We start from the raw sequence: 26,217 nt of genomic DNA on the forward strand, positions 1-26,217 counted from the left end.
TTATAACCTCCTCAAAATATTTTCTGCTGCTTCCTCTGGATGATTTTCTGGATTATATATAAAGTTAACTGTAGCACCCGAATAAACTGAATAGGCAACGGCATAATACCTGTTTATTTCCTGATGTTCTTTTATATCTTTTTCTGTGTCATTATCCCTAATCCTTGTGGGATCATTCAATCTATGAGTTAGTATTTTATCAGGATCCGCCTCAATTAGAAAATATGATGATATATTTAGCTCCTTGAGAACCCATTCAGGAAGTCCTGGAAGATATCCTGATGGTGATTTAATTGACATATGTGTGTCTATAATTATATTATCCATCTTTCCAAGTTCAATGGCCGCATTTCTCTGAAGTTCTATCTGGGCCTTTATGTCCAGCTTCCTCATTTCATCCCTGTTATTAATTTGATACATTGTTCTTGCAGTTTCAAACATTATTGTGCCAAAGTTCTTAACACTATAATTGGATCTCTGCGAAACCAGATCGATAACAGTGGACTTGCCAACCCCCGGAATACCAGAAACTATTACCCTCATTTATCCACCAATGAAAAACTGTCTTATCATGGGATGCATTTCCATTAACTGCTCCCTTCCCATTGCCTCGTAGAACTGAATTACTATACCAACAGCAAGTAAAAGGCCGGTACCACTGGTATCACCAACGGTTCCTATTAAATCTGCACCACCGGCCAGCAAACCAACTATGGCGCCGCTAAATATTGTGATTGCAGGTATGTACTTGCTTAAAACCTTTTCCATTACCCTCGGATCCCTTCTAAAACCAGGTATCTGCATGCCGCTTGACCTTATCTGCCTGGCAACGGCACCTGCACCCATGTTTGTAGTTTCTATCCAGAATTTAGCGAATAAAATACTGAAACCAACGAGAAATGCCATAAATACAATGACGTGTATAACCTCCTCTATTGGTGTGTGCCCTAACAGTACATTCTGGGAAACTTTTGGTTCGAGTATAGGGAACAGCCAATCCGATAGCCCATTTGGTGTGTATAAGTAGTATGCTAGACCGCTGGTTGGGGTTGTATTTGATATTCCCAATGCGGTTACCTGTGTTGCTGATGGATAGCCACCAAGAAGTTTATTATGACCAAGTATGGGTATCTTGCTTAGCACAGGACTGCTCCAGAATAATAATGTCCACATTGATATATTGGCCAGAAGTGCTGTGGCAAGTATGACCGGTATATTTGATGCGTATAATAATTGAAGCGGGTACCTTCCCCTTGCACCCCTTACCCTTTCATGTGATATTGGCAATTCTATTTTGCTGCTCTGGAAATATGCAACAATAAAGAATATTAACAGGGTGCCGACTAATGCTATCATGGGATTTGGCTGCGCAAATAGTATCTGCTCCATGCCGGTATTTGTTAAACTGGCCGGACTGTTTAAAAATAGGTATATTGCCTTGGGTATTGCACCTGCAGGTGGGTTGCTTACCGATAATGGGGCTGTAATTGTGGATGGCACCCAGTTAAATGTACCTGTAAATAATTGTTGTGATACACCTGCAGCGATGAATAATGAAATACCTGAACCTATACCATATTTGGAAACAACCTCATCCATTAAAAATACAAGGTATGATCCAAAGAAAAGCTGCAAAACTATAATTGACTGTGCAAGAAATTCTCCATAGCCAGGAGCAGCCGCATTAAGGTTTGAAACAAGAGAGGCATCCGGAACCAGGAAACCAAAGGCCTGGGGTATTGCCTCAACAAATATCATGATAATAACAAGCAGCTTTTGAACACCCTGATAAATGGCCTTATCCTCGGCATTTGTAAGGTCTAAATTGAAAATCTTGGCCCCGGCAAATAACTGCATAACAATACTTGCAGTAACTATGGGGCCAATACCTAAATCCATTAATGATCCTGAAGCGCCTGCGAATATTGCCCTAAAAGATGCAAATACATCTATTGTATCCTTTGTATTTAAACCATATATGTAAACATTTGTTAAAACAAAATAAAGCAGGACAATCAGGACTGTCCATAACATCTTATACTTGAATTCCACATGCCCGGATGGCTTTTTTATTGCAGGAAGTTTTGCAGTTAGGTTTTCCAGACCGTATAACCGGCTTTTCTTTGGCCCTGTATAGCTTAACAAAAGATATGCTATATAGAAAACGGGTGCAACAAGAATTCCCGCAATTGCGAGCTTCAGGCCTGTATAATGATCAAAATAATAAAATATAACAAGTATTATTGCAAATACGAATATAACTGGAATGGCAGCCCCTTTATTCCTGTGAATCTCTGTCATTTTCTATCGTAATACCGTAATTGGAAAGCTTATTAATAGCCTTTTCGGTTGCATTGTCTATAATTATTTTTGACTTAATGTTAAAATTACCGGTACCAAGGAGCTTTGTATATCCTGCTGATTTTAAATCTATTACATCATCATTGACATACCCATCTGCCTTAAGATCATCATAGATATTCATCAGCTGATTTAATGTAATTGAATTTTCATATTTTTGTGCATGTGAGTGAAAACCATGAACACCATAATGATTTTTATCGTTCTTAAGGAGCCAGATCTTTCTATGGCCACCAAGGCCGGCCATTCCATTTCCTCCTTTCTTACCCTTGCCTCTACCGGCTTTCATTCCTCGGCCGTAATGGCCACCTCTTAGCTTTTTAGTTCTCGTTCTGACCATTTAAATCAACCCCAGATACAATCATTCTTTTAATTAATTCATTAATATTTTTCCCGCGATAACCTGCAGATCCGCCCTGTTTATACTGCTTCTGTATTGCCTCATATCCACCTTTGGGAGGATTAAGCCTTATTACAGGAATTATATCATTAGATTTATTTAATTTAACTTTTCCTGATATAATTGCATCAGCAAGATCCCTATATGATGAGAATCCCATGGCCTTAAGATGCTCATCGTCTATTTTTTTCCTGCCTCTCAGTAATATACGGTTTTCAAGTAATAATTCAAGTGTATCTGCATCAACCTCTCCCCATGTTAGATAATCTTTGGCTATTTGAAGCATGCCCTTAATGCTTGGCGTCTCATCATAAACTACCATATGATTAATGCTGTGAAGGTTCAAAAGTTCTAATGTTTTTTCTATACCTGGTTTTATGCCTGTGCTTCCTCTAATCCTTATTATTGCTATCATTTCCTATACCCCCTACATAAATTGGCGTTGAAAGCGTAATCTTTGGATTTATTTTCATAGATACCGTTTTCTTTAACGCATCAAAAGTGGCAAGCGCATAATTGACTGTTGTTTTTGTATGGCCTGATGCAAATCCCCATGCATCTTCTATTCCTGCCATTTTAAGTATAACCTTTGCCACATCACCTACAGCAAGACCAACTCCCTGTGGCGCAGGCTTCAATTTTACTGTAACCGATCCGGATTTTCCAACAATGTAAAATGGTAATGAGTGTGGCCTTCCGCAACCACATTCCCATGAGCCACATCCCCTTTTTATTTCTATTATATTGGTTTTTGCATTGTTTATTGCCTTCCTTATGGCAGGTGCAGCCTCCTTTGCCTTTCCCATGCCAATACCAACATAACCATTGCCATTGCCGACAACAGCTGTTATGGAATAATTCATTCTCCTACCGGAATCGGTCATTCTCTGAGCCCTTTCAATATTTATAATTTCATCCTTAAGATCAGGAACAAGATAGTCAACTATCTGGTATTCCTTCAATGGTAATTTAGTATGAAGTGCCTCACCTATTGTATTGATCTGGCCGTTTGCCACAAGTCTTCCTAGTTCTGTTTTTGGAACCCATTCCTCATCCATATTTATACACCCTTATTTTTATATTCTTCAAGATTTATTGCATTTTTTAAATGTCCACCGTTTAATCTTTCTTCAGATGGAAACACTGATTCATCAGCAGGTATGTCAATACCGGCGTCTATCATACCCTTCAATGCTGCGGCAAAACGCCCACCATGCATGAACTTATACCTGCCGGTATCCAGAACGGCCTCGCTTATATCCTTCTGCTTTGCCATTTTACCTGCTAGATAACCGCCAAGGTAATACATCTGAATGTTATTTCCCTTAAGATTGTATATCTTTTTTAGTGTTTTATCTGTAACTGTAAGTAAAATTCTGTCCCCGTCTGGGGAATAATCTGTAAACTGTATTGTAAAGCCCTTATTGCTCGGCCTTACAACAGCCCTGGTTGCCCCGGCCTTCAGAAGTTTGTATCTTTTATAATAATCTGTAATTCCTTCCTTTCTTCTCTTAAGAACTGGTATTGTTTTCATTTTTATCACCTGCCATATTTGATGAAGATTTTAGATGTGAAACCAGCTGGGCCCTTGAGGTAAAAGTTCCGCTTTTGATTATTCTATAATATCTGCGGTATACTTTTTGATCTATTTTGTTTTCAGCCTTTAAGGTTCTTAATTCTGATCTAAGAGCCCTTATTAATGTGATCCATCTTCTTTTACGTGGATATCTAGCATATTTTGTTCCTCTAACGGAACCTGGTCCTCTTCTCCTTCCCTTTTGAAGCTGGGAAATCCTCTTCTTTAACCTGTAATTTGAATTGCCTTTTTTATTTTTTTTCTGTATTATATGAAGGTCTATAAGCTTTCTAACATCATCCCTTGATGTTGTATCAAGCACCTTATCAAGGTTATTTGTATCCACCCATACCCTTGATTTTCCAACCTTGAGTTCCTCAGCAGCTATAGCCTTAACGCTTTCCATTTTCATCTTACCACCTTATTGAACACATGAATTCCAAGGTTTTCAGCCTCGCTTTCTATTTCAATCCTTTTCTTATATCCAACGGCTGATGCCACCCTTGCACCTTCAAGATCCGGATTAAGTTTTTTAAGTTCAGCAACGTTATGGACAAGAACTTCCTTAAATCCTGAGGGGTGCAGACCACGCACTATTTTTGGCGTTCTGTATCCTGGTTTTACTACAGGAGGACGGTAACCAACATGGTTTGCCATCTTTGAATGCTTGCCTCTTGGCCTTCTCCATGAATCACCAAGCTTCTTATACCTGAACCATTCCTGCCTGTGGAATTCAACACGCCTTCTGTTATCCTCATTCTTCTTCTTCAATAATCTCTTTTGTTCCTTAGATAGTGCGGGTTTATAACTCATCAGGATTCACCCCCTTTAATAAATAAATGCCGTCCTGAAATACTCTTGAATCAAAGTGCTTAATGTATGTTGCCTTTTCTATGTTGGCTGCAGTATCACCAATGTCGCGTTTGTCTATGCCCTCAATTATTACCCTGTCACCCTTGACTGAAACTTTGCAGTTTTTAAGAATTTTTGCTATTCTTGGGGACTTTCCACCAAGGAAATTCTCAACATACAGGCTATCACCACGTACTGAGACCCTCATTGGGAAGTGTGTGAAATCTATTTTCATTTCATATTTATAGCCTTTTGTGACACCCTCAAACATTGCATTGGTTTCAGACACCCATGTTCCAACTATGCCCTTTATGAACTTGTTTTCCTTGCTTGCCTCAATAATTACATTATTTTCTGATATTGATACCCTTACATATTTATCCCTAAAGTTTCTGGATGTTTCCCCAAGCTTACCCTTAACCTTAAGGATGGTTCCATCCATTGAAACCTGAACGTCTCCAGGAATTTTTATTCTTGATTTTTCTTCCCACTTTATCATTTTAAACACCATTTATTTTAATAAACATAGGCCATTAGTTTCCCACCAATACCATATTTTCTGGCCTCAAGATGGCTCATAATGCCCTTCGTGGTTGTAAGTATTATAATACCAAAGTCCTGGGCTGGGAGGTATCTTGCCTCGTATTTTTCTATATTGGATTTTTTTACAGATAATCTGGGCTTTATTACACCACAGTTATTTATTGTGTCGCTTAAAACCACCTTAAATTTTCCTCCTCTTTCTTCATCCACCACCTCAAAGCTTTTTATATAGTTATAATCCTGCATAACCTTTAGCACACGTCCTATGACTACCGATGCTGGTGATAGATATATTTCATTCTTTCCTATTCTTGAAGCCATTTTTATTGAATTTATTACATCATTTAATGGATCACTTTTCATATTAATATCACCTCAGCTGTATTTTCTAAATCCAATTTTCCCTGCAGTTTCCCTAAAGCACTGCCTGCACATATTGATTCCATATCTTCTTACAATACCGCGTTTTCTGCCACACCTCACACAGCCGTTTACATGCCCGAAATTTTTCTTTGGTTGAAGCTTTATTTGACTCATTTATGTTCACCTCACTATTTTTACATTAAAATTATCCTCTAAAAATTTCATGGACTCTTCCTTGGTTATTCTTATTTTATTGGGTATGTGCTTTGGATTTATTCTTCTTTTTGATATTCTGTATCCTCCGAGCCTTCTAAAAACTATTGCTATATCCATGCCAAATATACCTATATCGGGATCATATTTCATTCCCTTAAAATCTGTATAATCTGTTATTCCAAAATATGCATTACCCTGCCTATCAAATGAATATACGGGTATTTTATAATCCTTGGCATAAAATGCTTCCTTTAAAAACTTGTATGCATCATCTTTTCTTAATGTTACCTTGGCACCAATACTAAGTCCCTTTCTTATATTGAAATCCCTTATTGTTTTTTCTGCCTTGGTAAACACTGGTTTGTGGTGTGTTAACAGTTCTATAACCTTTGCAGCCTTATTTAGGCGCTCTCCAGCAGCCCCAACACCGATATTTATAACGACCTTGTCTATAACAATTGCACTCATGGGGTTTGTTTTCTGTTCACTCATCATATGCCATCACCTCGTTTTCTGGTATTTTAAATGTGTATTTTGGATTGCCAATAACAAACACATAGTTTTTAACGGTTGTAAATCCCTCATTGAAATGCACAAAATTGCTTCCGGAGGATTTATTAACCTCAACAGATTTTATTGTGCCTATTTCGCCAACGTGTGATCCACCGATAATAAACGCTTTATTGCCAGGTATTAATCTCATAACCTCCTGTATCTCAACCTTTGGCATTTTTACAAGTACAACATCATATGTATTTAGGTCATTTTTATCCGTTATTATTGAAAAGCCATTATGGAACCCTATCTGATATTTATCCTTGCCAATTACTGTTTTTGTTTTTACCTGCAATAGTTTCATTCCCTTATTTTCCTCGGGGTTTTTTGTAATTATTATTTTACCCTTCTTATCATAAAGTACGAGAAAATCCTGATTTATGGTCTTAATGGATATTGTATCCATGAATCCAACCGGAAATCTCCTATCCTTTACAACCTTGTTGTCTACCATTACATCTCCATTTGCAAGTATTCTTGTTATTTCCCTTTCCTTGTCACCAAGCTTCAGATAATCTCTTAAGGCAATTAATAATGGTAGTGCGTCTTCCTTTTTATGGGTACCCGGAGATGGTGTAACAGACCAGAAATGGGTTTTTCTGGGTATTTTTAATCTATTTGAGGCCATCATTATTTTAGTTTTCATTATTATCACCATTTTCTTTTATTACATCTTTATTATTTTCATCATTAATTTCCTCTTCACTACCTTCATCTTCTGCCGTTTTTTCTGACTCTCCGCCTTCTGTTACAGTCTCTGTGGTTTCCTCCTGTTTAATTTCTTCCGGTTCTGGAGGTGGCAGATTCCTGGCTGCAGTTATCTCTCTAAGTTTGGCCTGTCTGTCTGTCCTTGATAGATCAAGCCTTGTTATCTGCAGATTGCTATGATCCACATAGTATGCAACCTGCTTACCGTCTGCCTTCGCTATTGTTATGCCCTCAATTGATATCTTCTTATTTTTATGGTTAACATCAATTACCTTGCCACCCTCGCCTTTTCTTGACCCTGATATTATGGTTACAACATCGCCCTTAGAAATTGGGAAACGCCTTATCCCATATTTTTTCCTTAAATCTTTACTTAATGATACATTTATTTTATTGTTTATCATAATTTTACCTCACACTATTGTTGAAGCTATAGCAGCAATCCTGGGCCACCTTTCAGCAGCCTCCCTTGCTACAGGTCCCTTTATCTCAGAGCCCCTAACCTCGCCATCAGGGGTAACAAGAACAACAGCATTATCCTCAAACTGTATAAGGTTACCATCTGCACGGCGGTATGGGCGTTTCTGCCTTACCACAACTGCATATACAACCTTGGCTCGCATTTCTGGTGTGCCCTTCTTAACACTAGCTATTAATAAATCTCCAACACCGGCTGCAGGTATTCTTCTTGCTACTGTATGAAGTGCCTTTACACCTATAAGGCTAACCAATTTTGCACCGGTATTGTCCGCACATGGGATAACAGCACCCAGTGGTAAACCTCTTGCTTCATTCCCAGATATACCCTTCATTTAATCCACCTTTTCTATTACAACGAAACTAATGGTTTTTGCAAGCTTTCTGCATTCAGCAATTTTTACTTTATCACCGGGCTTTACATCGATGCAATCCGGCAGATGTGCATGATATTTGGAGAATTTCGTTGCATACCTCTCATACTTTTTTATAAGCTCCTTGGATTCCTTTCTGACAACTATGCTCTTATTCATTTTATTGGATACAACAGTACCTACTATTATCTGCCCTCTTACTGTCAAATGCCCGTGAAATGGACAGTTAACGTCAGTGCATTCCTTCTCCGGCAGTTTAACATCAATGCCTATGTTTTTCATCTTAATCATTTCTCCTTAATTTTTTAAATATCTTCTTTTTTTCTTTTGTCCTATCTTCAGGCTTCATTATTATTAATGAACCTTCCAGATCATACGGATTTCCTGATATCCATATTCGAAATTTTGAATATGCCTTAGGTACGACCTTTTGTTTGCCTGAATGATCTATAATCAATGTATTCTTTGTTTCATCAACCACATATCCATGCAGGCCAATGTTGTTGTTATTTGATGAGGATATGACTTCTATATAGTTTCCGATGAATTCCTGAAGATATATATCATTATTTATCATACTAATTGAACCTTAAATCCCATATTTTCTAGTTCTTTTTTAATGGTTTCCCTATGGTCTCCCTGAAGTTCTATAGATTTACCGTCCTTAACTGTTCCTCCGGAGGCAGCCTTCTTCTTTAATACCTTGGCAATATCGTTGAGGTTTTCGGATTTTGGGTCTATTCCCTCAATAACAGTAACTGTTTTTCCGTACCGTCTTTTATCTACGCTTATTCTAACTACCTCATTATTCCTGTTAAAGCCCTCCCATGGCTGCAGCTCCTTCGGCATCCCGGTAAAATCTTTATCTTTCATTCTTCTTTTTCCTCCATTATTGTTAACACTCTGGCTATCTGCCTCCTTATGGATCTCATCTTGCCAGGGCTTGATGGGGCACCACCCATTGCAACAGATGCCCTTTCCCTTAGCAATGAATCCTTAAGGGATTTGAGTTTTTGATTTAACTCCTCATTGCTCATGGATCTTAAATCCTTACTCTTCAGTTCCATTATCCTCCACCTCATTATTTTCAGGCGATTCATTTACAGGCTGTACAGGGTTTTGTTTAATGCCAATCTCATCAGGAAGCCTGTAATCAGATTTTAACAGTTTTACATATACGCCTATGACACCAGTTTTAAGCATTGCAACTGAGAAGCCGCCATCAACTCCTGCCCTTGCAGGCTCCCCGGAGTATTTAATTTCTCCATACATAAACTTCTGCGTTCTTGCCCTTTCGCCTGATATTTTACCGCCGATCCTTATTAATACGCCACGTGCATGCTGATCTATAACGCGCCTTAATGTTGTATTCCCTGCCTTTCTGTAATTCCAGCCTTTTTCAAGAGATAGGGCTATCTTCTTTGATATAATCTGTGGATTTAAATCTGGATTATCCACCTCCTTTACCTCTATCTGTGGGGACTCAAGTTTATATTTTTTCTCCAGCTCCTCCGTCATGTCCTTTATCTTGGTTCCATGCCGGCCTATAACAAGCCCAGGCCTGTTTACATAAAGCGTTATGTTTGTACCAAATGGTGTTCTCTTCATTTCCATGCCACCAAAGCCGGCGCTATCGTTTTCCCTTCTTAGGTATTCACTAACAAGTAGCTTTCTTATATTGTCACTGACAAATTTTTTCTCTTTCATTGCTGACCCTCCTCAGTTACAACAACATCAACGTTAATAAGCTCCTTGTAAAATGCGCCTGCCCTTCCATAGGCCTTTGGAGTGTATTTTTTTATTACCCTGCCCTTTGATGCAGCTATGGAATATATTAAAAGATTTTCTGAAAGACCCTTAAATTCAGCATTTGCTGACACATCGTTAAGCAGCCTTTTGAAGGCCTTGGCAGCCTTAACCGGATATCTGCCGGGGCCGATGCCCTTTCTATGTGATACTGAGTCAAGATACCTAAAATAGGGTACAGGTATCTTTTTTTCTATAACACCATCAAGTATATTTTTTGCGGATTCTAGTTTTTTGCCCTTTAAGAAATGTGCTATGTTAACTGCATCCTTAAGTGAGATGTCTTCTTCCTTAAGCCTTGCAAGCGCATATTTTTCCGGTAAATTTTTTATGCTGTATCCTCTCATAATATCACTTCAGTGGAAGGAACTTCGATGACCTTGTGGCACCAACACCTGGACCAGAATGCTTTACCTCCTTTCTTGTGGGGGCAAACTCTCCAAGGTAATGGCCGATCATTTCTCCCTTAATATCAAACTTCAAATAGCTATGACCATTATATAGTTCTATGGTTTTTCCCACGAACTGTGGCAGTATGATTATATCCCTTACATGTGTTTTTATATCCTGCTTATCACTGAGCAGATCTTCAAATAACTTCTTTTGTTCGTGATTCATTTCTCTGCTGTATGATCTTCTTGCCCTAGCAGGAAGTAGCGGTAAAAGCTCATCCAGTTCCATACCCTGAAGCTCCTCAAGTGTATGGCCACGGTAAAGGAATTCCTTTGCCCTCCCTGTTATGGCCTTCTGCGCCTTTCGTGATCTTCTCTTAATTGATTTTACAGATGCCTGTTTTCTAACTACCATGATTTATTCCTCCTTTTAGGTGATAATCTTCCAACCTTTGCTCCTGGTGGTGCACCACGCCCTACAGTGCTTGGGCCGCCGACATGCTGATGATTACCTCCACCATGTGGATGATTTACAGCATTCATTGCAACACCTCTAACTGTATATGGCTTCTTTGCCTTGCTCTGCAGATATTTAATGTGGGTTCCGGCCTTTAATATAGGTATATCACGTGCTCCAGAACCGGCAACAACACCAACTGTGGCACGGCATCCCGGATTAAACTCTTTAATTCTGCCAGATGGAAGCTTTACCGAAACACTTTCCCCATGGCTTATAACAAGTCCATAGGATCCGGCAGTTCTACAGAATTTTCCCCCATCCCCTGGCCTGCTCTCTATATTAAATACAAGGGCACCGTCATCTATTTTTGAAAGAAAATTTGTGGAACCAACGGATGTTGATTCAGCATTACCAACCGTAATTTCCTGACCCACATATGCTCCGTTGAATGCAAGCATATATTTTTTTTCATTATTTTCATTTTTTAATACAAGTACAGGTGCATTTCTGCCCGGTGCCTGTATTATATCCTCAATTTTATAATTACCATCGCCTAAATGTTTAATTTCGGAAACGTGCCTGAAGCTAGGGCTACGGTAAGTAAGTGACCCGTGCCCCCTTCTCTGTGCAATTATATGTTTTCCCATTTATTTTCACCTCAGAATATTCCTATTCTCCCCCCTATTTCTTCAGCAGAAAAGTCATCGGTTAATTTAACTATGGCTTTTTTGCCCTTCTTTGTTATCATAATATTTATAGATTTAACCTTAACATTGAATCTTTCCTCTACCTCTTTTTTAATCTGATCCTTTTTACCTCTACGGTCAACAAGAAATGTAAGTTTATTTTCCTTTTCCATCATTAGTGTGGTTTTTTCTGTAATTATAGGAGTAATTATATAATCCATTAATAAACACCTCTTAACTGCTCAATTACATTTTCGGTATAAACTGTAAGCCTGCCGGGGTTGCCTCCTGGGGCAAGTTTCCTTATGCTAAGGCTGTTTATTGTGGCAACATCAACGCCCGGCAAGCCTGCAAATGCCCTAAGTTTTTCCTGTGATGATCCAACAACAAGAACACTTTTTGGATGTTTATATGGCCTGTTTCTCATTTTTCCCCTTCCTGGCCTTATCTTAACACCGTTTTTTGCCCTAATAACATCATCCAGAAGACCAAGATTTTGTAGGAATTTCATAGCATCCTTGGCCTTATTTATTGATTCAATGTCATTATCAACCACTATTGGAAATGTTAGATTTGATGTTGTATCCTCATCAAGCCTGTGCCCTCTCTTTATTATATGTTCCTTACTGGCAGTTAATGCTATTGCACTTAACCTTGCATATTTTAATTCTTTGCTATTAATTTTCTTATATAAGACCTTATCACTTCTGGGTGAGTGGGCACTCCTACCACCAACCATGCTTGCCAGAAGTACTCCACGTGAACCGCCAGCGATTCTTGGTATTCTTGATATTCCATGGTTTGGGCCCAGATTATGGCCAACTCTGCGTGTTCCCGCAGCCGGGCTTGACCCATATGGCTGCCTTAAAGACAATGTAATGGCCTTAAATGCCTTATGTATAAGGTCTTCCCGGGGCATAATTTCGAATACAGTAGGCAAATCTATCTGTTTTTCGACCTCACCATCAATATTATATACATTAACCTTCAAGTTTAATCACCCTGTTTTGATTCCTTTGATATATAGGTTATATCTATATTTTCGACATTTGGCCTTGTCTGTCTTGCCGGGTCTCTTAGTTTAATTAACCTTTTGGCTGGTCCGGATATTGAACCATAAAGCAGGACATAATCATTTTTAACCAGGCCATAATTAAGAAAACCTCCTTTAACGTTTATATCATCAACATGATCTTTTGTATCAACTTTAACAACCCTTATATTATGAAGTGTTCTCTGATGAAATCCAACCTGGCCTGCCTGGGGAACAGTATTCCTGACCCAGTCTGGATGCCATGGACCAAGTGTACCAATCATCCTTCTATGCTTTCTGTTTTTCCTTGGAAGAAGTTTGACTCCAAATCTCTTTACAACGCCCTGGAATCCTTTTCCTTTTGTTACAGATATAACATCAATAAACGAACCGGCAGATGCAAAATCACTGAATATTAATTCCTTTCCAAGTTTTTCCTTTGCAAGCTTTATTCTATCTTCTATTGTTGAACCACCTATCCTTATCTCAAATATTTCTGGAGTTTTTGAGGGTATGCTTGGAACCATTTTTGGGTTTGTATGGACTATTAATCTTACATCTGCAACGTCCTTAATCTCAACCTTTAATTCCTTTTTATTTTTAATTTCTGGTATTCTCCTAAATACAGATTTATCTATATTTTCTGCACGTTCCTCTGCAAATACCTGCAGACCATTGTCTCCTTCCTCATAATAACGAATGGCTATGACATTAAGCGGAGGAACCTCAACAACGGTGACAGGAGCCATTATTGTCTTACCTGCTGTAACGCTATTTTTTCTATAGTCTGTCATCTGTATATGTGTCATTCCAACTTTATAGCCAGCGAATGCCTGAATTTTCGCCTTACCCTCAATTTCAGGCCAAGAGCGAATATCAGCCCCAATTTTTTTAGCGCGTACCCTGGGATAGTACGCCATTGATCCCCTACGGGAATGATGCGGAGTTGCCATCTTTTATCACCAACCGTTACACCTGCCATATCAGAAAGAACTTCTGATAAACCGGGATGCATAAATGCATTGCCCAAATGTGTATGGTTTTTTTAAGGTTATTAATTTAATATTTATTAACTTTGTTATATTGAATTACATTTGATTTAGATATCACACGTTCTATTGTTTTATAATATGAGATTTTACTTCAAATATTTTATTTTAAATAAAAACAATTGTAAATTTTTATTTTTGATTTATGGCATTTTTATAATTAATTAATGTAATTACAAACTGTGCATGTGACCATGTTAATGGGGATACTGAAAGAGGCTGACCTGTTATAGGGTCTATTTGCTCAGACAATATACCTGAGGCCTCACTATGATTCACAACCCATGAAATTAAATCTCTGGCCTTATCAAAATTTTTGATCTTGATATAGTAGTCCGCAAGCCATAGCGTCGTAATGATCCATGGATTTCCTGGAATATCATATCTGTTATCCCGTCTCTGATAAAAATCTTTTTCATATCTTGCCAGGCCACCTGTGTCAGGAACCCATAATCTGGAGACAATATTATTAACAGTTGATTTTATTGTCGGGTCATCTGGGGGCAGCACATCAAGGTTTATAAGTGATAGGACCGAGGAATCTGGAGTAAAGTCAATCTTCCCATTATTCATTGTTCTGCCATAATAACCAGTTAGATCAGAATAAAATGTTGACTTAAATGTCTTTAGCATTAAATCAGCCTTATCCATATATTTTTTTGAGAGATCTATGTCATTGAATATCTGTGCAAAAGCTGAGGCATATTTAAGTGCAGAATACACGGTGGCCACGGTATATGTGTTAATTCCGAATCTTTCTTCCCACAAATCAAAAGATTCCCTGGGAAGACCGTTTTCGTATGTAAATCCATATAGAAAATCTGCTATTTTTTTTATCAATTTTTCATAAAGATAGGATATATATTCTATATCCTTATAAACAGAATAATAATAATAAATGGCTATAATGACAAGGGCGGATTCATCCTCCTGTATTGGTAGTATTCTTTTTCCATTCATGTAATATGGAAGCCAGCTACTTGCTATTTTACCATCAGGATTGTATTTATGATAAAAATAACCATCATCGGATATTGTGGATATACAAAAATCAAAAAATAATTTTGCAGGGTCTCCGTGATCAGACATAATCATTGAAATAGCTGCATATGCCGCGTCTCTAGGCCATGAATAGTAATATGAGTCCATATTGCTTCTAAGGATTTCGCTATCGCTTGATGCCAGAACCGCGCCCTTATCATTAATATGTGACCTTATGATAAATAACGATTTTTTAAACATTTCATTCAATGAATTGTCAAGGTTAACCTGAAATTTTGACACCCATAATTCCCAAAAATTTTCAGTTCTCTTAAGCATTCTTTCCAGGTTTTCAACAGTTATCTCCTTTGATGTTTCAAGAAGTGATTTTAAATCTCTGGCTGCCAGTATATAATAATACAGTTCAAATGATGCTTTTGGGTCTATGGAAATTGTATGCCTAATTATTGAATCAACGGATCCGGTTGCAATTGTATTCATTGCAAGCTCACCATCCTCTGCATCCTTCCATGTGCCTGCCAGACCATTAAAATCTTTTATTCCCACAGAATATTGATCAAAGGAGGTATTACCATCCAGGGTGGATATCATAAAATATCTCCTTCCCTTGTAATGTATTATAGAATTGTTGTATGGGTAATAAAAAGCTGTATCACCAATATTATTTCCGTATATTGAAAAATTCTGGTGGAAAAATAATTTAATTTTTTTAGGTGTATCAGTTGTATTCAAAATCTTAACCTTTCTTACAAAGATATCCTCATAGATATCAACAAAATTTTGATCCTCAAAATATACGTCTGAAATTTTATATTTTGCAATTCCAATCATTGTATGATCAAAATAATCTTTGGAAATAAGGAAATTTTTGTTCATCCAGACAAAATTATTATCCACTGAAATACCATATTTAAACGGCCTACCACCACTATGATTCTCAGCCATTTCTCTTGAAAAATATATATCCGTAAGATTATAATCATTATTAAAGCTAACAAGCAATTTTCCATTGCCAATTGGTATATACCTTACCATTTACGGGTTATATTCAATACTAATATTAAAAGTTATTATTTTAAATGTATTAAACAGAGGATTATAATTATTAAAAGTTAAAATACTATTTTGTTATACATAGGTGTGGGTCCGTAGCTCAGCTAGGTAGAGCGATGGACTCTTAATCCATCGGTCAAGGGTTCAAATCCCTTCGGACCCGCTTAAATTTATAGCGTGATTTAAAAATTAATATTTTTATAAGGCAGATTATATATTTTATTTAATTAATTTTCTAAATTATAATTTTAAGTATATCATGCTTAACTATTTAATAAATTTACAGTATTTGTTGGACTAGGTATGACAAAGATTAAATTATTATATTAAATCCTATAACCATGCTAAATATAAATCTTCAGTGGTTTCTTTCAGGCATGGGTGCCGGTATTATTTCAGGCATTTTAATTTATTACGTTATTTCCAGAAAAACTATGAATTCAATGCTTGAAAAACTTAATATGAATTTTAAGGATGTCATTAATAAATATATAAATGATCAGAACAGTAATTTAATTAATACTGGTTCAATGGTATTTAAAAACGCCATTGAAACTGAAAGGCAGGAAAATGAGAAAAATCTTTTAAAAATAAGCAGTATAATTGAGCCATTAAAAGAATCTTTAAAGAGCTATAATGAATATTTAGAAAGTGCAGAAAAAAGCAGAAAAATGGAACTTGGGTCACTTAATAACAATATTGAAAATTTATATAAAAAGATAAACTCCCTTGAAACAGATACGAATAAGCTTGTATATGCATTAAAAAATCCATCCATAAGGGGGAAATGGGGAGAAATAACTTTAAGGAGGATAGTTGAAATGGCCGGAATGTCTCCCTACTGTGATTTTTCAGAACAAACAGCATCTAATGACAGTGAGGCAAAACCAGATATGATAATAAGAATGCCAAATAATAGGCGGGTAATAATAGATTCCAAAGTTCCAATGACAGGATATTTTGAGTACTTAGAAAATCCAGAAAATAAGGATCAACTGGCCAGGTATGTATCCGCCTTTAATAACCACGTTAGAGAGCTTTCAAATAAAAAATACTGGGAAAAATTCAATAATTCTGTAGATTTTGTTATAATGTTTATACCTTTGGAATCACTTCTTGGTATAATAATGGAAAATTCAAGCAGTATAATAGAGGATGCTATATCAAAAAAGGTTATCATTGCAACACCCATAACCCTAATATCGCTTTTATTAACAATACATATGGGATGGAGGGATGTTAACACATACAATAATTTTAATTCGCTTATTGCTGATGTAAAGGAATTTTATAAACAGCTGGATGATTTTACAGGTGCATTGAATGATTTATCAAGAAACATAAATAAAACTGTTGAATCCTTTAATAAGGCATCAAAATATTTAAATTCAAGACTTGAGCCTGTAATTGAAAAACTAATAAAAACAGAGATACCCAAAGAAGATAAAAACCTTAATATATATAGCGTTGAAAATAATGCTGATGAGGTTAATCATCTAAACTGAGTAAATAACCGGTAGTCCGGACCACCTGTAAATATTCCCAGCCTAATCCCGGAATCAAGCCAGCCATATGAATAATTCAATGCTGCAAAAGCATTAATTAAATCATTTTTTTCATAAAAATATCGTGCATCGTTGTAATAATTTTTTACCATTTCAAGGTGATCCGATGCTATTTGGTATAAATGCGACTCCTTTGGAACTGATATTTTGACCTTTTTTAGGGCCTCTTCCTCAATAGCAAAATATTTTTTAACGCGATTTTCTAACTCCATGACCTTTAATCCAATAGAAAGTATTATTTTTTCTTATATATTTTATCACCAAATAGTTTTTAAATATTAATATTTAATAACTTATTACGTTATACGAATAAAAATTTAGTATATAAATCAGTTACCATACATATTATCAATAATACTGATAACCATTTATACAAGTGATATATTATAAAAAAGGCAATTTCTGAATAATTTAACGGAATATAGGTTATTGGGTTTTATACAGGAAGGTTAAGCATTAATGAGAAAATAGCTTACAAAGGTAAATGTTAACATTGTTAGCAGAAACTGTAAACTGGTTGCAACATAGCTGATAAATTTATGAATGGCACAATATCTGCATTAATTATGCACTTTGCAATAATACCAATCGCATTTGTTTTATCCATGTCATGTGAAAAATATAGAAGCAATAAAAATGCATTGTAATAATCCAGAAATCATTTTATATATTTTTTATTGAACCATAACCGATTAAACGCCATCTATTTGAAATTCTTCTACCTATTGCGATTCTATCCCCAATACTTGCCGCAACCGGATATTTTAATGAAACCTCAACATTTCCATCTTTAATAGAGGTTATAACGCCGATGGTATTTGCAGTTCCCACTGTAAGCATTATCATTTCATTAATTTTTAATGGTTCAACCTTCTGCTCCTCATCAAAACCGACAACCCTTTTGAGCAGGTGTGAATCCATGGAGAGATTGAAAATTGTTTTTGGTACCTTCCCAATCCTTCCTATTACCCTACCTGTAAAGGAATCCCCCTTTGTTAAAAAGGGATCAAGTGTTGTTCCAACAGCCGCAAGGCCTCCGGGATATATTCTGTCATATGATTCAGATCCTGCCATTAATGATACTATTCTGGTGGTCATATTTTCCCAAACCGTTTTATTGCCACGGTTAATCTGTATACCTGGTGATATTTCTATTTCATCACCAACACTGAGCATGCCACGTATTAATGAGCCGCCAAGAACTCCGCCTTTAAGGTCTTTTATTTTTGTTCCCGGTTTATTTACATCAAATGACCTTGCAACATACATTATTGGATCATCATTCTCATTAAATTTCGGTGTTTTTATTATATTTTCAATAGCCTCCAGAACGACATCTATATTTGTGTTATGATATGCACTAACAGGAATTATTGGTGCATTTTCAGCTATACTCCCTTTCAAAAATGCCTTTATCTCATTATAACTTTCTATTGCCCTTTCCCTGGTCACAAGGTCTATTTTATTCTGAACAACAATAATTTCCTTTATGCCCATTATTTCCAAGGCAGTAAGATGCTCCCGTGTCTGTGGCTGGGGGCATTTTTCATTTGCAGCTATAACAAGAATGGCACCATTCATTATTGATGATCCTGCAAGCATTGTTGCCATTAATGTTTCATGGCCAGGAGCATCAACTATTGATATAACCCTTGAAAGTTCACACGAATCATTAATTTTTTTATTGCTATAAAAGACCTTGCCTTCAGCATTAACGCATTTATATATTGGTGTATCTGCATAACCAAGTTTAATTGATATGCCACGCTTAACTTCCTCTGAATGCACATCTGTTTTTTTGCCGGTTAATGCATATGTAAGCGTACTTTTCCCATGGTCAACATGACCAACCATTCCTATATTTACCGAAGGCTGTTGCATTTTTACTGTTCTCCCTCAGTAGTATTATTTTCTTCTAGTGGTTTTGGGCCATACTGTGTAATAACCAAATTAAGCTGGGCTATATCGGACCCTATAACATTGCCCCTGAATGTGACCCTTTTCCTTATTCCCTTTTTTGCCTTTTCTCCCCTTTCATAGGTTATTAATAATCTTTTTTTACCCATGATTGGAAGGTCCTTTCTCATGGGGAAACCGTCCTTTGCGCTTCCACCCGTAATTTTCATTTTGTACCCAGGCATATCAAAAAATATGCCATCTATTTCCTCACCGAGCCTTCTGCCTGTTAGAGAACCCAGAACATCGTCTGAAAATTCTTTTTTGTACGTTTTCCCGGTTTTTTTATCAGCAATAACTGCAACTGCCATAATATTTCACCATAATTTTTTGATTTATTCCCTATTATATGCTTATTAATAAAATTATAGATTTTTAAATCAAAGTTTAAACAATACTATTATCCTTTAAAAATGCCATGAATTTCTTTATGGCCTTACCACGGTGTGATATTTTATTTTTTTCCTCAATGCTAAGTTCAGACAGTGTTTTATTAGAGTTTTCTGGTACAAATATTGGATCATATCCAAATGCATGTCCACCATGTTCCACATCTGCTATTATACCTTTTAAAATTCCTGAAAACTGGTAGATATTATTCTTATAATAAAATGATATAACTGTCTTAAAATATGCTCTGGACCCTGATGCAAGTCTAACTATCAGAGAATTTCCAAGCGTATCATGGACATAGGATGCATATGGACCAGGAAAACCATTAAGGTTTTCAATATAAAGGCCGGTATCATCAATAAAGAATGGTTCATTTACCTGGCCTACCAGGCTTTCACAGCTCCAGCGGGAAATAAATTCATTGTCATTTCCCTGTACTTCTGGATATTCCATTTCTATCCATGAGATATCTATACCATTTTCTTTAAATTCTTTATATGCCTCAATATATTTGTTTTTATTATGGGTAACAAAATAAATCATAAATCCTAATATTAATATTGTTTAATTACTTTGGTTATTTATTGCAGGAAATAATATTTATGTATTCAGGCTAAATTTTCAAACATAGCGCCTTCTATCTGCTATTTCTTTTACAAGTGCAAGCACATCTTCTGGATTCTTGTAATATTTTTTATATGAATCAATGAATAATTTTTCTAAAGTTTTCCCATTTTCATAGAGATTTTTTAATGATTCGGTAAATAAGAATATATCATCTGCCAGATCTTCATCCTTTGCAAGGTATTTTCCCATGCTTGGGTCTATTAAATATATCTGTGTTCCATTTATTATAATATTATTTGGATTTAAGTCTCCGTGTGAAATCTTATTATTATGCATTAATGCTATTGTATTTCCAAGCTTATCCATCAAATCCAAATAGAATTCCTTATCATGGTTATCATTTAGTGCCTGATTAAGTGTAATGCCAGGGATATACTGTATAGTTAATATATTTTGATATTTATCATAATCATAAACCATAGGTGATTTTATGCCTGCTGATTGGAGCTTATAAAGTATCATAAATTCATTTCTAGTTCTTTCATTTCTGATTTTTTCATCCAGCTTTTTGTTACGGTACGATTTAATTAACCGCTCCTTCATTATCACATCGCGCCCATAGAAATCCTTTCTGGTTATTTTGGATTCTGCACCACGATTTACACATGCCTCAATTTTTACTGATTTTATCCATGGAACCTCAACCTCGTCTATTCTGAATCTTTGATTTACCCGTGTTTCCATAATTTGCTGCCTGGCACCATTTTTATACATTAAAAGACCTGCCTGTGCTATCATGGCACCATTATCCATGCAGTATTTTTTATCCGTCAGGTATGCCTTATAGCCCGAACTTTCTGCCATTTCTAAAATCATGCTTCTAAGTCTATCGTTTCTTGCAACACCACCGGCAAGGAGAATTTCATTTTTACTGGTATAATAAAGTGCACGTTCAAGCACCTCAATAACCATTGCAAATGATGTTTCCTGTATGCTAAAGCATATATCTTCAAGCCTCTCACCTGTCTCCAGATACCTTTTTGAGGCAGTATATATGCCTGAAAATGAGGTATCCATGCCCTTTACAGAATAGGGTAGGTCCAACAGCTTCCTACCTTTTAATGCAAGCCTTTCTATAACGGGCCCACCAGGAAATGGAATTCCAGAATCACGGGCAAACTTATCAAGTAAATTACCAAGACCTATATCCATTGTTTCACCCAGAACCCTGTATCTTCCTGCCTCATGTGCAATAATCTGGGTATTTCCGCCTGATATGTATAACATTATGGGATCTATGGCACCTGAAAGTTTTCTACCTATTTCTACATGCCCAAGAGGATGATTAACACCAAGTATCGGTATATTATATTTTAATGAAAATGATCTGGCGGCAACAGCAGCTATTCTCAGGCATGGGCCAAGTCCAGGACCCTGAGAAAACGACACAAGGTCTACTTTATCTGGTTCTATTTTAGCCTCCTCAAAGGCCTTATGCATAACATCCATTATTTTATCTGCATGGTGTATTGCAGCCTCTCTTGGATGTATGCCGCCATGATCAGGTATGTATGTTGATGATGCATTTGCGAGAATTCTTGAGTCATCAACTATACCAGCGCTAATCGTATGTGCTGTACCCTCTATACCAAGAACTATCATTTGATTATAATTACATTTTAATATTTTAACTTAAATTTATAAATATCAAAATGATAAATATTAAAATAAAAAATATGAAATTTATTCTTTGTATTTTATTTTTGAAGAGGCCCTAAATACAAACTTGTCTTTAGCTGGAACCTGTATTTCTGCCTTTGTCTGTGGGTTTCTTGCTGTTCTTGCGCTCTGCTTTTTCCTTTCAAAAATTCCAAAACCGGCCAGGTTTATTTTTGCCCCGTTATTTACCTGCTCAACTGTCTCCTTAAGGAATTCGTTAATTATTTCTGCTGTTTTTTTCTGTGTTATTCCGGTTTTCTTTGCTATGCTTTTTGAAAGCTCACTTATCCCTACCATTATTTCACCAATACCATTATATACATAGACATATTAAAATCTTTCGTTTACAATTTTATTATGTTATTGAAAAATCGAAGTTCTGGAATATTCCAAAAATATAATAAAAAAAATAAAATAAAAACATCTGCTAAGAATTATATATTGTATAACCATACACTACCATGAGATTAATAGAGAACTGGTTTTCAGAGAGATATTCAGAAAACTTGCAGCTTTCATTCAGGGTAAAGGATCAGCTTCTTTCAATCAAAACCGATTATCAGAGAATAGATCTTTTTGAAACTTATGATTTTGGCAAGCTTTTATCTATAGATGGAACTGTACAGCTAACTGAAAAGGATGAATATATTTACCATGAAATGATCACCATGGTGCCTTTTTATTTTAATAAAAGACCCAAATCAGCCCTGATTATTGGAGGCGGGGATGGGGGTGCGGCTAAAAGATTGGTTGATTTAAATTTTGAAAGGATAGTAAATGTAGAAATAGACAGAAACGTTGTTGATGTTTCCAAAAAATATTTCCCTGAAATAGCCAAATCTTTTGATAATAATAGGGTGGAATTAATAATAGGGGACGGTATTAAATATATGGAAAATTCAAATGAAAAATTCGATAGAATAATAATAGATTCAACAGACCCTGTGGGACCAGCAGAGGGTCTTTTTTCCAAAGATTTTTACAAGAATGTATCCGATCACTTATCAGATGGCGGTATAGTGGTGACACAATCAGGGTCACCATATTATCAGCCTGAGGCACTATCCATGGCAAATAAGGGAATGAAATCGATTTTTAATAATGTACTAACATATATTGCATTCATACCGACATATCCAAGTGGACTCTGGTCATTTACCATGGGTTCTAATAAAGATATGTCCATAAGGGATGAAAAAAAATCCTTTGGTAAATATTTTAACGAAGATGTGCTTAATGGCTGCTTTAAACTTCCAGAATTTGTTAAAAAATTGATTGACTAATTTTTTGTTTTTATATTCCACCTTTTTTTAACCTCATTAAGTTTGATTTTATAACTGCCACCAAATTTTTTAGAGATTTTTTCAAGTTCAGGCAAATTTTTTAGAAATATTTTTTTGCTTTCAGTATTTATCATTTTTTTAAACTTGAATATATCATTTACATAAGCTGAGGTTTCATACACAAAATATATGAATATAATAAATGATGCCACCAAAATCCAGTACTGCCAGCTACCCAATTTGCTTATATTTATTAATCTGGTTACTGATGGGTTTTGGAATACCAAACCGTTTAAAGATGCTATAAAAAATATAATAGAAACCACGGAAATTATTGTGAATAAAATAAATAATTTATCTTTTGCCATATTTACATTATGCTCCTTTGTACTTTAATTTTATTCATTTTGATAAAAGTTTTTTCCTCTCTTTTGCTGTGTAACCCGTAAGCTTCTCTATTAATGCATTGTAATTCTTTATGGTTTCCTGAGGTTTTTCATAGCTTGTATCTGTTTCTGTTATGGCAAATAATTTTTTGCCGTCAGTCCATAATTCTATTCTTTTAAGTCCAGGGAAATTGGATATTATATGTCCACCTTCCTCCTTTATGCCTCCAGCAAACTCTTGTAAAATTGATTTTATATAATCATTATCCATTTTAATTCCTTTTTTTACAGGATAATCTCTAACCATATTTAACCACCATTATGCCTTTTTGGCCAGTTTTTTCTGATATTTTTTTAACAAGGCACGCCAGTACATTAGTTCCATATACTGAGCATCGTGTTCAAGGAGTGGGGACATGGAAATTATGGTAACGTCCTGGTCAAGGTTAATAAGAACCTCTGCAAGGGTTTCAAATTTAAGGTCTCCGTGCTTTATTGCAGTAATTTTGGTTTCATTGCCATTATCATATTCCACTCCAGCGAATTCTGTATAAAGATCCCCCTTAGCATACTTTGAAAATGCAGATATTACATGGTCAAAATCTTTTGTTTCTATTAATGACCCGTTATTTAAGGCATGTATGTGCGGAAAATTTAGTATTGGTTCAACGTCACTTATTTTGTCTGCCAGTGTAAATAAATCCTTCTGCGTCCCAAAGATGTCCTTTTTCCCTGAGGCTTCCACACCTATATAAGGATATCCCTTCTCATGCGGGAATAGCCTTGCAAGTTCTGAATATATTTCATATGCCTTCTTAGAACTGCAATTTTTTGTTTTGCAATAAAATCCAGTATGTGTTATTATTCTTTTGGCACCCATTGCCCTGCCAATTATTAATGACCATTTTAAATGATTAAAAGACTTATCTGCAATCTCACCACCATTTAAAAGGTCCATATAGTAAGGTGAATGCATGGATATATCTATGTCAAGCTCTTCTGCAACCTGTTTTCCAATATTTAGGTCGTCATAATTTCTGGCCATATTCCAGAATAGTTCCTGAATAATGTCGTCTTCCTCTATAACTGTATCAGTACCAACGCTGTTATAATTTCCCGATTCGTCTGGCCGTAACACATCAACTATTATTGAGTCCTCAACATCCTTCGGATACATGCCTGCATAATCCATTGCCGGGTCCTCACTTACATTAACCCTTAAAAGCTGAACTTCCAGTGAATTTAAACCCAAATTAGCAGTATCCTCTATAGAATCAACATATGTTCTACCTTTACTGGTTAGGGGTATACCAGCCACACCAAATTTAATCATTCTATAATTAATTAATTAACATTATTTTAATTTTTGTAATCAATTTAATGACCAGATAATTTATAAATTTATTTTAAGCTGTAAAAAATATTCAAAAATATACTTATTGGTAATATTTTATTTCTGATAGACTTAAAAATTTTAAATTTTTCTAAAATTTATAACGTTTAAACAAATTTTTATAAGCAATAATGCTATACCCTGTCATGGAAGGAAAAGTTCTTATATGTGACCCTGTGGATAATGTGCTTATAGAAAAACTAAAATCAAAATTTAATGTTGAATATCAGCCCGAAATTAACCGTGATAAGCTTCTATCAATTATTAATGATTATAATGTTGTTGTTGTGAGAAGCAGAACAAAAATAGATAGAGATATTATTGACAGGGGAAAAAATTTAAAAATAATCGCCAGGGCTGGCATTGGCGTAGATAACATAGATACAGATTATGCAGAGGCGAAAAATATAAAGATTGTTTACGCTCCAGGTTCCTCAACCGAAAGCGTTGTGGAGATTACACTGGCAATGATGGTTATGGGCGCCAGGGATCTTGTTAAGGGCATTGAAAACACCAGAAAAAATGATTTTACAAAGTTAAAAGGCTTTGAGCTTGCAGGTAAAACCCTTGGCATTCTTGGATATGGAAGAATTGGCCATGCAATAGCAGATGCCGCCAGGGCATTTAACATGAATTTTATTGCATATGACCCATATCCGGTTGAATACCAGGACTTTGTTAAAAAGGTTACTCTCGAGGATTTGCTAAAAAATTCTGATGTTTTATCCATAAATGTAACAATGAGAAAGGATTCACCATATATATTAAATGATCCGGAATTATCAATGTTAAAAAAAGGGGTTATTATTGTTAATACATCGAGGGCAAATGCAATAAATGGCAGGGATATGCTTAAGTATCTCAGGGATGGCACAATAAAATCATTTGTTTCTGACGTTTTCTGGCATGAGCCTGCAAGGGAGGATTATGAATTTGAAATGTTAAAGATGCCGAATGTGCTTATAACCCCACATCTTGGGGCCCAGAGTGTAGAGGCTCAAAAAAGAATTGCAATAATGACCGCAGAAAATATTCTAAAAGAGTGGTAA

The 26,217-nt window shown here is 35.9% G+C and carries 39 protein-coding genes and 1 tRNA gene; 4 read left to right on the plus strand and 36 right to left on the minus strand.

What is annotated here, in order from left to right; translation table 11 throughout:
• The 27 genes from QXW15_RS00630 to QXW15_RS00760 all read right to left on the minus strand — a co-directional run bounded on the left by QXW15_RS00630 (position 1) and on the right by QXW15_RS00760 (position 15,888).
• Entirely contained in the window at positions 1-543 is a 543-nt protein-coding gene (locus QXW15_RS00630) for an adenylate kinase (protein ID WP_342789727.1), read from the minus strand.
• A complete protein-coding gene (gene secY, locus QXW15_RS00635) occupies positions 544-2,301 on the minus strand; it encodes a preprotein translocase subunit SecY (RefSeq protein WP_342789729.1) in 1,758 nt (585 codons plus the stop codon). It lies immediately after the preceding gene.
• Positions 2,279-2,701 (minus strand): uL15m family ribosomal protein, encoded by a 423-nt coding sequence (locus tag QXW15_RS00640; protein WP_342789732.1) that lies wholly within the window; start codon positions 2,699-2,701, stop codon positions 2,279-2,281. Before QXW15_RS00640 ends, secY begins: the two co-directional genes overlap by 23 nt.
• Positions 2,682-3,176: a 50S ribosomal protein L30 gene (locus QXW15_RS00645; RefSeq protein WP_048101752.1), complete on the minus strand. Its 495-nt coding sequence runs from the start codon at positions 3,174-3,176 to the stop codon at positions 2,682-2,684. The genes QXW15_RS00640 and QXW15_RS00645 overlap by 20 nt, the downstream gene beginning before the upstream one ends.
• A complete protein-coding gene (locus QXW15_RS00650; RefSeq protein WP_048101753.1) occupies positions 3,154-3,819 on the minus strand; it encodes a 30S ribosomal protein S5 in 666 nt (221 codons plus the stop codon). The genes QXW15_RS00645 and QXW15_RS00650 overlap by 23 nt, the downstream gene beginning before the upstream one ends.
• A 2-nt stretch (positions 3,820-3,821) precedes the next feature.
• Complete coding sequence (locus tag QXW15_RS00655) at positions 3,822-4,295, minus strand: 50S ribosomal protein L18 (RefSeq protein ID WP_048101754.1); 474 nt, start codon at positions 4,293-4,295, stop codon at positions 3,822-3,824.
• Positions 4,273-4,749, minus strand: a complete 477-nt coding sequence (locus tag QXW15_RS00660; protein ID WP_048101755.1) for a 50S ribosomal protein L19e — start codon at positions 4,747-4,749, stop codon at positions 4,273-4,275. Before QXW15_RS00660 ends, QXW15_RS00655 begins: the two co-directional genes overlap by 23 nt.
• Positions 4,746-5,150: a 50S ribosomal protein L32e gene (locus QXW15_RS00665; protein WP_048101756.1), complete on the minus strand. Its 405-nt coding sequence runs from the start codon at positions 5,148-5,150 to the stop codon at positions 4,746-4,748. Before QXW15_RS00665 ends, QXW15_RS00660 begins: the two co-directional genes overlap by 4 nt.
• A complete protein-coding gene (locus QXW15_RS00670; protein ID WP_048101854.1) occupies positions 5,140-5,688 on the minus strand; it encodes a 50S ribosomal protein L6 in 549 nt (182 codons plus the stop codon). The genes QXW15_RS00665 and QXW15_RS00670 overlap by 11 nt, the downstream gene beginning before the upstream one ends.
• Positions 5,689-5,705: 17 nt before the next feature.
• Positions 5,706-6,095: a 30S ribosomal protein S8 gene (locus QXW15_RS00675; protein ID WP_048101757.1), complete on the minus strand. Its 390-nt coding sequence runs from the start codon at positions 6,093-6,095 to the stop codon at positions 5,706-5,708.
• A gap of 12 nt (positions 6,096-6,107) precedes the next feature.
• Positions 6,108-6,269: a 30S ribosomal protein S14 gene (locus tag QXW15_RS00680; RefSeq protein WP_048101758.1), complete on the minus strand. Its 162-nt coding sequence runs from the start codon at positions 6,267-6,269 to the stop codon at positions 6,108-6,110.
• A gap of 6 nt (positions 6,270-6,275) precedes the next feature.
• Entirely contained in the window at positions 6,276-6,806 is a 531-nt protein-coding gene (locus QXW15_RS00685; protein ID WP_156150319.1) for a 50S ribosomal protein L5, read from the minus strand.
• A complete protein-coding gene (locus QXW15_RS00690) occupies positions 6,796-7,512 on the minus strand; it encodes a 30S ribosomal protein S4e (protein ID WP_048101856.1) in 717 nt (238 codons plus the stop codon). Before QXW15_RS00690 ends, QXW15_RS00685 begins: the two co-directional genes overlap by 11 nt.
• Positions 7,502-7,978, minus strand: coding sequence for a 50S ribosomal protein L24 (gene rplX / locus QXW15_RS00695; RefSeq protein WP_048101759.1), 477 nt, complete (start codon positions 7,976-7,978; stop codon positions 7,502-7,504). The genes QXW15_RS00690 and rplX overlap by 11 nt, the downstream gene beginning before the upstream one ends.
• A gap of 9 nt (positions 7,979-7,987) precedes the next feature.
• Positions 7,988-8,386 carry a 50S ribosomal protein L14 gene (gene rpl14p, locus QXW15_RS00700; RefSeq protein WP_048101760.1) on the minus strand — a complete coding sequence of 133 codons (399 nt, stop codon included), beginning with the start codon at positions 8,384-8,386 and terminating at the stop codon, positions 7,988-7,990.
• Entirely contained in the window at positions 8,387-8,707 is a 321-nt protein-coding gene (locus tag QXW15_RS00705) for a 30S ribosomal protein S17 (protein WP_048101761.1), read from the minus strand. It lies immediately after the preceding gene.
• Position 8,708: 1 nt separating this feature from the next.
• Complete coding sequence (locus QXW15_RS00710; RefSeq protein WP_048101762.1) at positions 8,709-9,002, minus strand: ribonuclease P protein subunit; 294 nt, start codon at positions 9,000-9,002, stop codon at positions 8,709-8,711.
• Complete coding sequence (locus tag QXW15_RS00715; protein WP_048101763.1) at positions 8,999-9,298, minus strand: translation initiation factor; 300 nt, start codon at positions 9,296-9,298, stop codon at positions 8,999-9,001. Before QXW15_RS00715 ends, QXW15_RS00710 begins: the two co-directional genes overlap by 4 nt.
• The gene (gene rpmC, locus QXW15_RS00720) at positions 9,295-9,492 is read right to left on the minus strand and encodes a 50S ribosomal protein L29 (protein ID WP_048101764.1); all 198 of its coding nucleotides are present in this window, start codon (positions 9,490-9,492) and stop codon (positions 9,295-9,297) included. The genes QXW15_RS00715 and rpmC overlap by 4 nt, the downstream gene beginning before the upstream one ends.
• A complete protein-coding gene (locus QXW15_RS00725; protein ID WP_048101765.1) occupies positions 9,476-10,132 on the minus strand; it encodes a 30S ribosomal protein S3 in 657 nt (218 codons plus the stop codon). Before QXW15_RS00725 ends, rpmC begins: the two co-directional genes overlap by 17 nt.
• Complete coding sequence (locus QXW15_RS00730; protein WP_342789736.1) at positions 10,129-10,578, minus strand: 50S ribosomal protein L22; 450 nt, start codon at positions 10,576-10,578, stop codon at positions 10,129-10,131. Before QXW15_RS00730 ends, QXW15_RS00725 begins: the two co-directional genes overlap by 4 nt.
• A gap of 4 nt (positions 10,579-10,582) precedes the next feature.
• Positions 10,583-11,038 (minus strand): 30S ribosomal protein S19, encoded by a 456-nt coding sequence (locus QXW15_RS00735; protein ID WP_048101767.1) that lies wholly within the window; start codon positions 11,036-11,038, stop codon positions 10,583-10,585.
• Complete coding sequence (locus QXW15_RS00740) at positions 11,032-11,730, minus strand: 50S ribosomal protein L2 (protein ID WP_048101768.1); 699 nt, start codon at positions 11,728-11,730, stop codon at positions 11,032-11,034. The genes QXW15_RS00735 and QXW15_RS00740 overlap by 7 nt, the downstream gene beginning before the upstream one ends.
• Positions 11,731-11,741: 11 nt before the next feature.
• The gene (locus QXW15_RS00745) at positions 11,742-11,990 is read right to left on the minus strand and encodes a 50S ribosomal protein L23 (RefSeq protein WP_048101769.1); all 249 of its coding nucleotides are present in this window, start codon (positions 11,988-11,990) and stop codon (positions 11,742-11,744) included.
• Complete coding sequence (gene rpl4p, locus QXW15_RS00750) at positions 11,990-12,760, minus strand: 50S ribosomal protein L4 (protein ID WP_055040912.1); 771 nt, start codon at positions 12,758-12,760, stop codon at positions 11,990-11,992. Before rpl4p ends, QXW15_RS00745 begins: the two co-directional genes overlap by 1 nt.
• 2 nt (positions 12,761-12,762) lie before the next feature.
• Positions 12,763-13,755: a 50S ribosomal protein L3 gene (rpl3p, locus tag QXW15_RS00755; RefSeq protein WP_048101771.1), complete on the minus strand. Its 993-nt coding sequence runs from the start codon at positions 13,753-13,755 to the stop codon at positions 12,763-12,765.
• 228 nt (positions 13,756-13,983) lie between these two features.
• Entirely contained in the window at positions 13,984-15,888 is a 1,905-nt protein-coding gene (locus QXW15_RS00760; protein ID WP_342789740.1) for a glycoside hydrolase family 15 protein, read from the minus strand.
• A 107-nt stretch (positions 15,889-15,995) separates the two neighbouring features.
• On the opposite strand from QXW15_RS00760, the gene QXW15_RS00765 reads away from it, so the two are divergent.
• Positions 15,996-16,069 (plus strand) — tRNA-Lys (locus QXW15_RS00765).
• 178 nt (positions 16,070-16,247) lie between these two features.
• Positions 16,248-17,411 carry a DNA recombination protein RmuC gene (locus tag QXW15_RS00770; protein WP_342789742.1) on the plus strand — a complete coding sequence of 388 codons (1,164 nt, stop codon included), beginning with the start codon at positions 16,248-16,250 and terminating at the stop codon, positions 17,409-17,411.
• Here QXW15_RS00770 and QXW15_RS00775 read toward each other — a convergent pair.
• The 6 genes from QXW15_RS00775 to QXW15_RS00800 all read right to left on the minus strand — a co-directional run bounded on the left by QXW15_RS00775 (position 17,399) and on the right by QXW15_RS00800 (position 22,403).
• A complete protein-coding gene (locus QXW15_RS00775; RefSeq protein WP_048101774.1) occupies positions 17,399-17,683 on the minus strand; it encodes a DUF357 domain-containing protein in 285 nt (94 codons plus the stop codon). The genes QXW15_RS00770 and QXW15_RS00775 overlap by 13 nt on opposite strands.
• A 451-nt stretch (positions 17,684-18,134) precedes the next feature.
• Positions 18,135-19,352 (minus strand): translation initiation factor IF-2 subunit gamma, encoded by a 1,218-nt coding sequence (gene eif2g / locus QXW15_RS00780; protein WP_048101775.1) that lies wholly within the window; start codon positions 19,350-19,352, stop codon positions 18,135-18,137.
• Between the two features lie 2 nt (positions 19,353-19,354).
• Positions 19,355-19,738 carry a 30S ribosomal protein S6e gene (locus QXW15_RS00785; RefSeq protein WP_048101776.1) on the minus strand — a complete coding sequence of 128 codons (384 nt, stop codon included), beginning with the start codon at positions 19,736-19,738 and terminating at the stop codon, positions 19,355-19,357.
• 76 nt (positions 19,739-19,814) lie between these two features.
• Positions 19,815-20,363 carry an RdgB/HAM1 family non-canonical purine NTP pyrophosphatase gene (gene rdgB, locus QXW15_RS00790; RefSeq protein ID WP_048101777.1) on the minus strand — a complete coding sequence of 183 codons (549 nt, stop codon included), beginning with the start codon at positions 20,361-20,363 and terminating at the stop codon, positions 19,815-19,817.
• Positions 20,364-20,441: 78 nt separating this feature from the next.
• Positions 20,442-22,049 carry a bifunctional N(6)-L-threonylcarbamoyladenine synthase/serine/threonine protein kinase gene (locus QXW15_RS00795; protein ID WP_342789744.1) on the minus strand — a complete coding sequence of 536 codons (1,608 nt, stop codon included), beginning with the start codon at positions 22,047-22,049 and terminating at the stop codon, positions 20,442-20,444.
• 81 nt (positions 22,050-22,130) lie between these two features.
• A complete protein-coding gene (locus tag QXW15_RS00800; RefSeq protein ID WP_048101779.1) occupies positions 22,131-22,403 on the minus strand; it encodes an HU family DNA-binding protein in 273 nt (90 codons plus the stop codon).
• Between the two features lie 164 nt (positions 22,404-22,567).
• Between QXW15_RS00800 and speE the strand changes: the two genes are divergently transcribed.
• A complete protein-coding gene (gene speE / locus QXW15_RS00805) occupies positions 22,568-23,389 on the plus strand; it encodes a polyamine aminopropyltransferase (RefSeq protein WP_342789746.1) in 822 nt (273 codons plus the stop codon).
• Here the strand turns inward: speE and QXW15_RS00810 are convergent.
• From QXW15_RS00810 to QXW15_RS00820, 3 genes are read right to left on the minus strand one after another with little or no spacing between them, the layout of a single operon-like run.
• Positions 23,386-23,757 (minus strand): DUF3198 domain-containing protein, encoded by a 372-nt coding sequence (locus QXW15_RS00810; protein ID WP_048101780.1) that lies wholly within the window; start codon positions 23,755-23,757, stop codon positions 23,386-23,388. The two genes, speE and QXW15_RS00810, sit on opposite strands and share 4 nt — an antisense overlap.
• A gap of 34 nt (positions 23,758-23,791) precedes the next feature.
• Complete coding sequence (locus tag QXW15_RS00815) at positions 23,792-24,082, minus strand: DUF5611 family protein (RefSeq protein WP_048101781.1); 291 nt, start codon at positions 24,080-24,082, stop codon at positions 23,792-23,794.
• Positions 24,083-24,094: 12 nt separating this feature from the next.
• The gene (locus tag QXW15_RS00820) at positions 24,095-25,108 is read right to left on the minus strand and encodes a TIM barrel protein (RefSeq protein ID WP_054964273.1); all 1,014 of its coding nucleotides are present in this window, start codon (positions 25,106-25,108) and stop codon (positions 24,095-24,097) included.
• 206 nt (positions 25,109-25,314) lie between these two features.
• On the opposite strand from QXW15_RS00820, the gene QXW15_RS00825 reads away from it, so the two are divergent.
• Positions 25,315-26,217 carry an NAD(P)-dependent oxidoreductase gene (locus QXW15_RS00825; protein ID WP_342789748.1) on the plus strand — a complete coding sequence of 301 codons (903 nt, stop codon included), beginning with the start codon at positions 25,315-25,317 and terminating at the stop codon, positions 26,215-26,217.

This window comes from Acidiplasma sp. (assembly GCF_038728925.1).
GTDB classification, from domain to species: Archaea; Thermoplasmatota; Thermoplasmata; order Thermoplasmatales; family Thermoplasmataceae; genus Acidiplasma; species Acidiplasma aeolicum.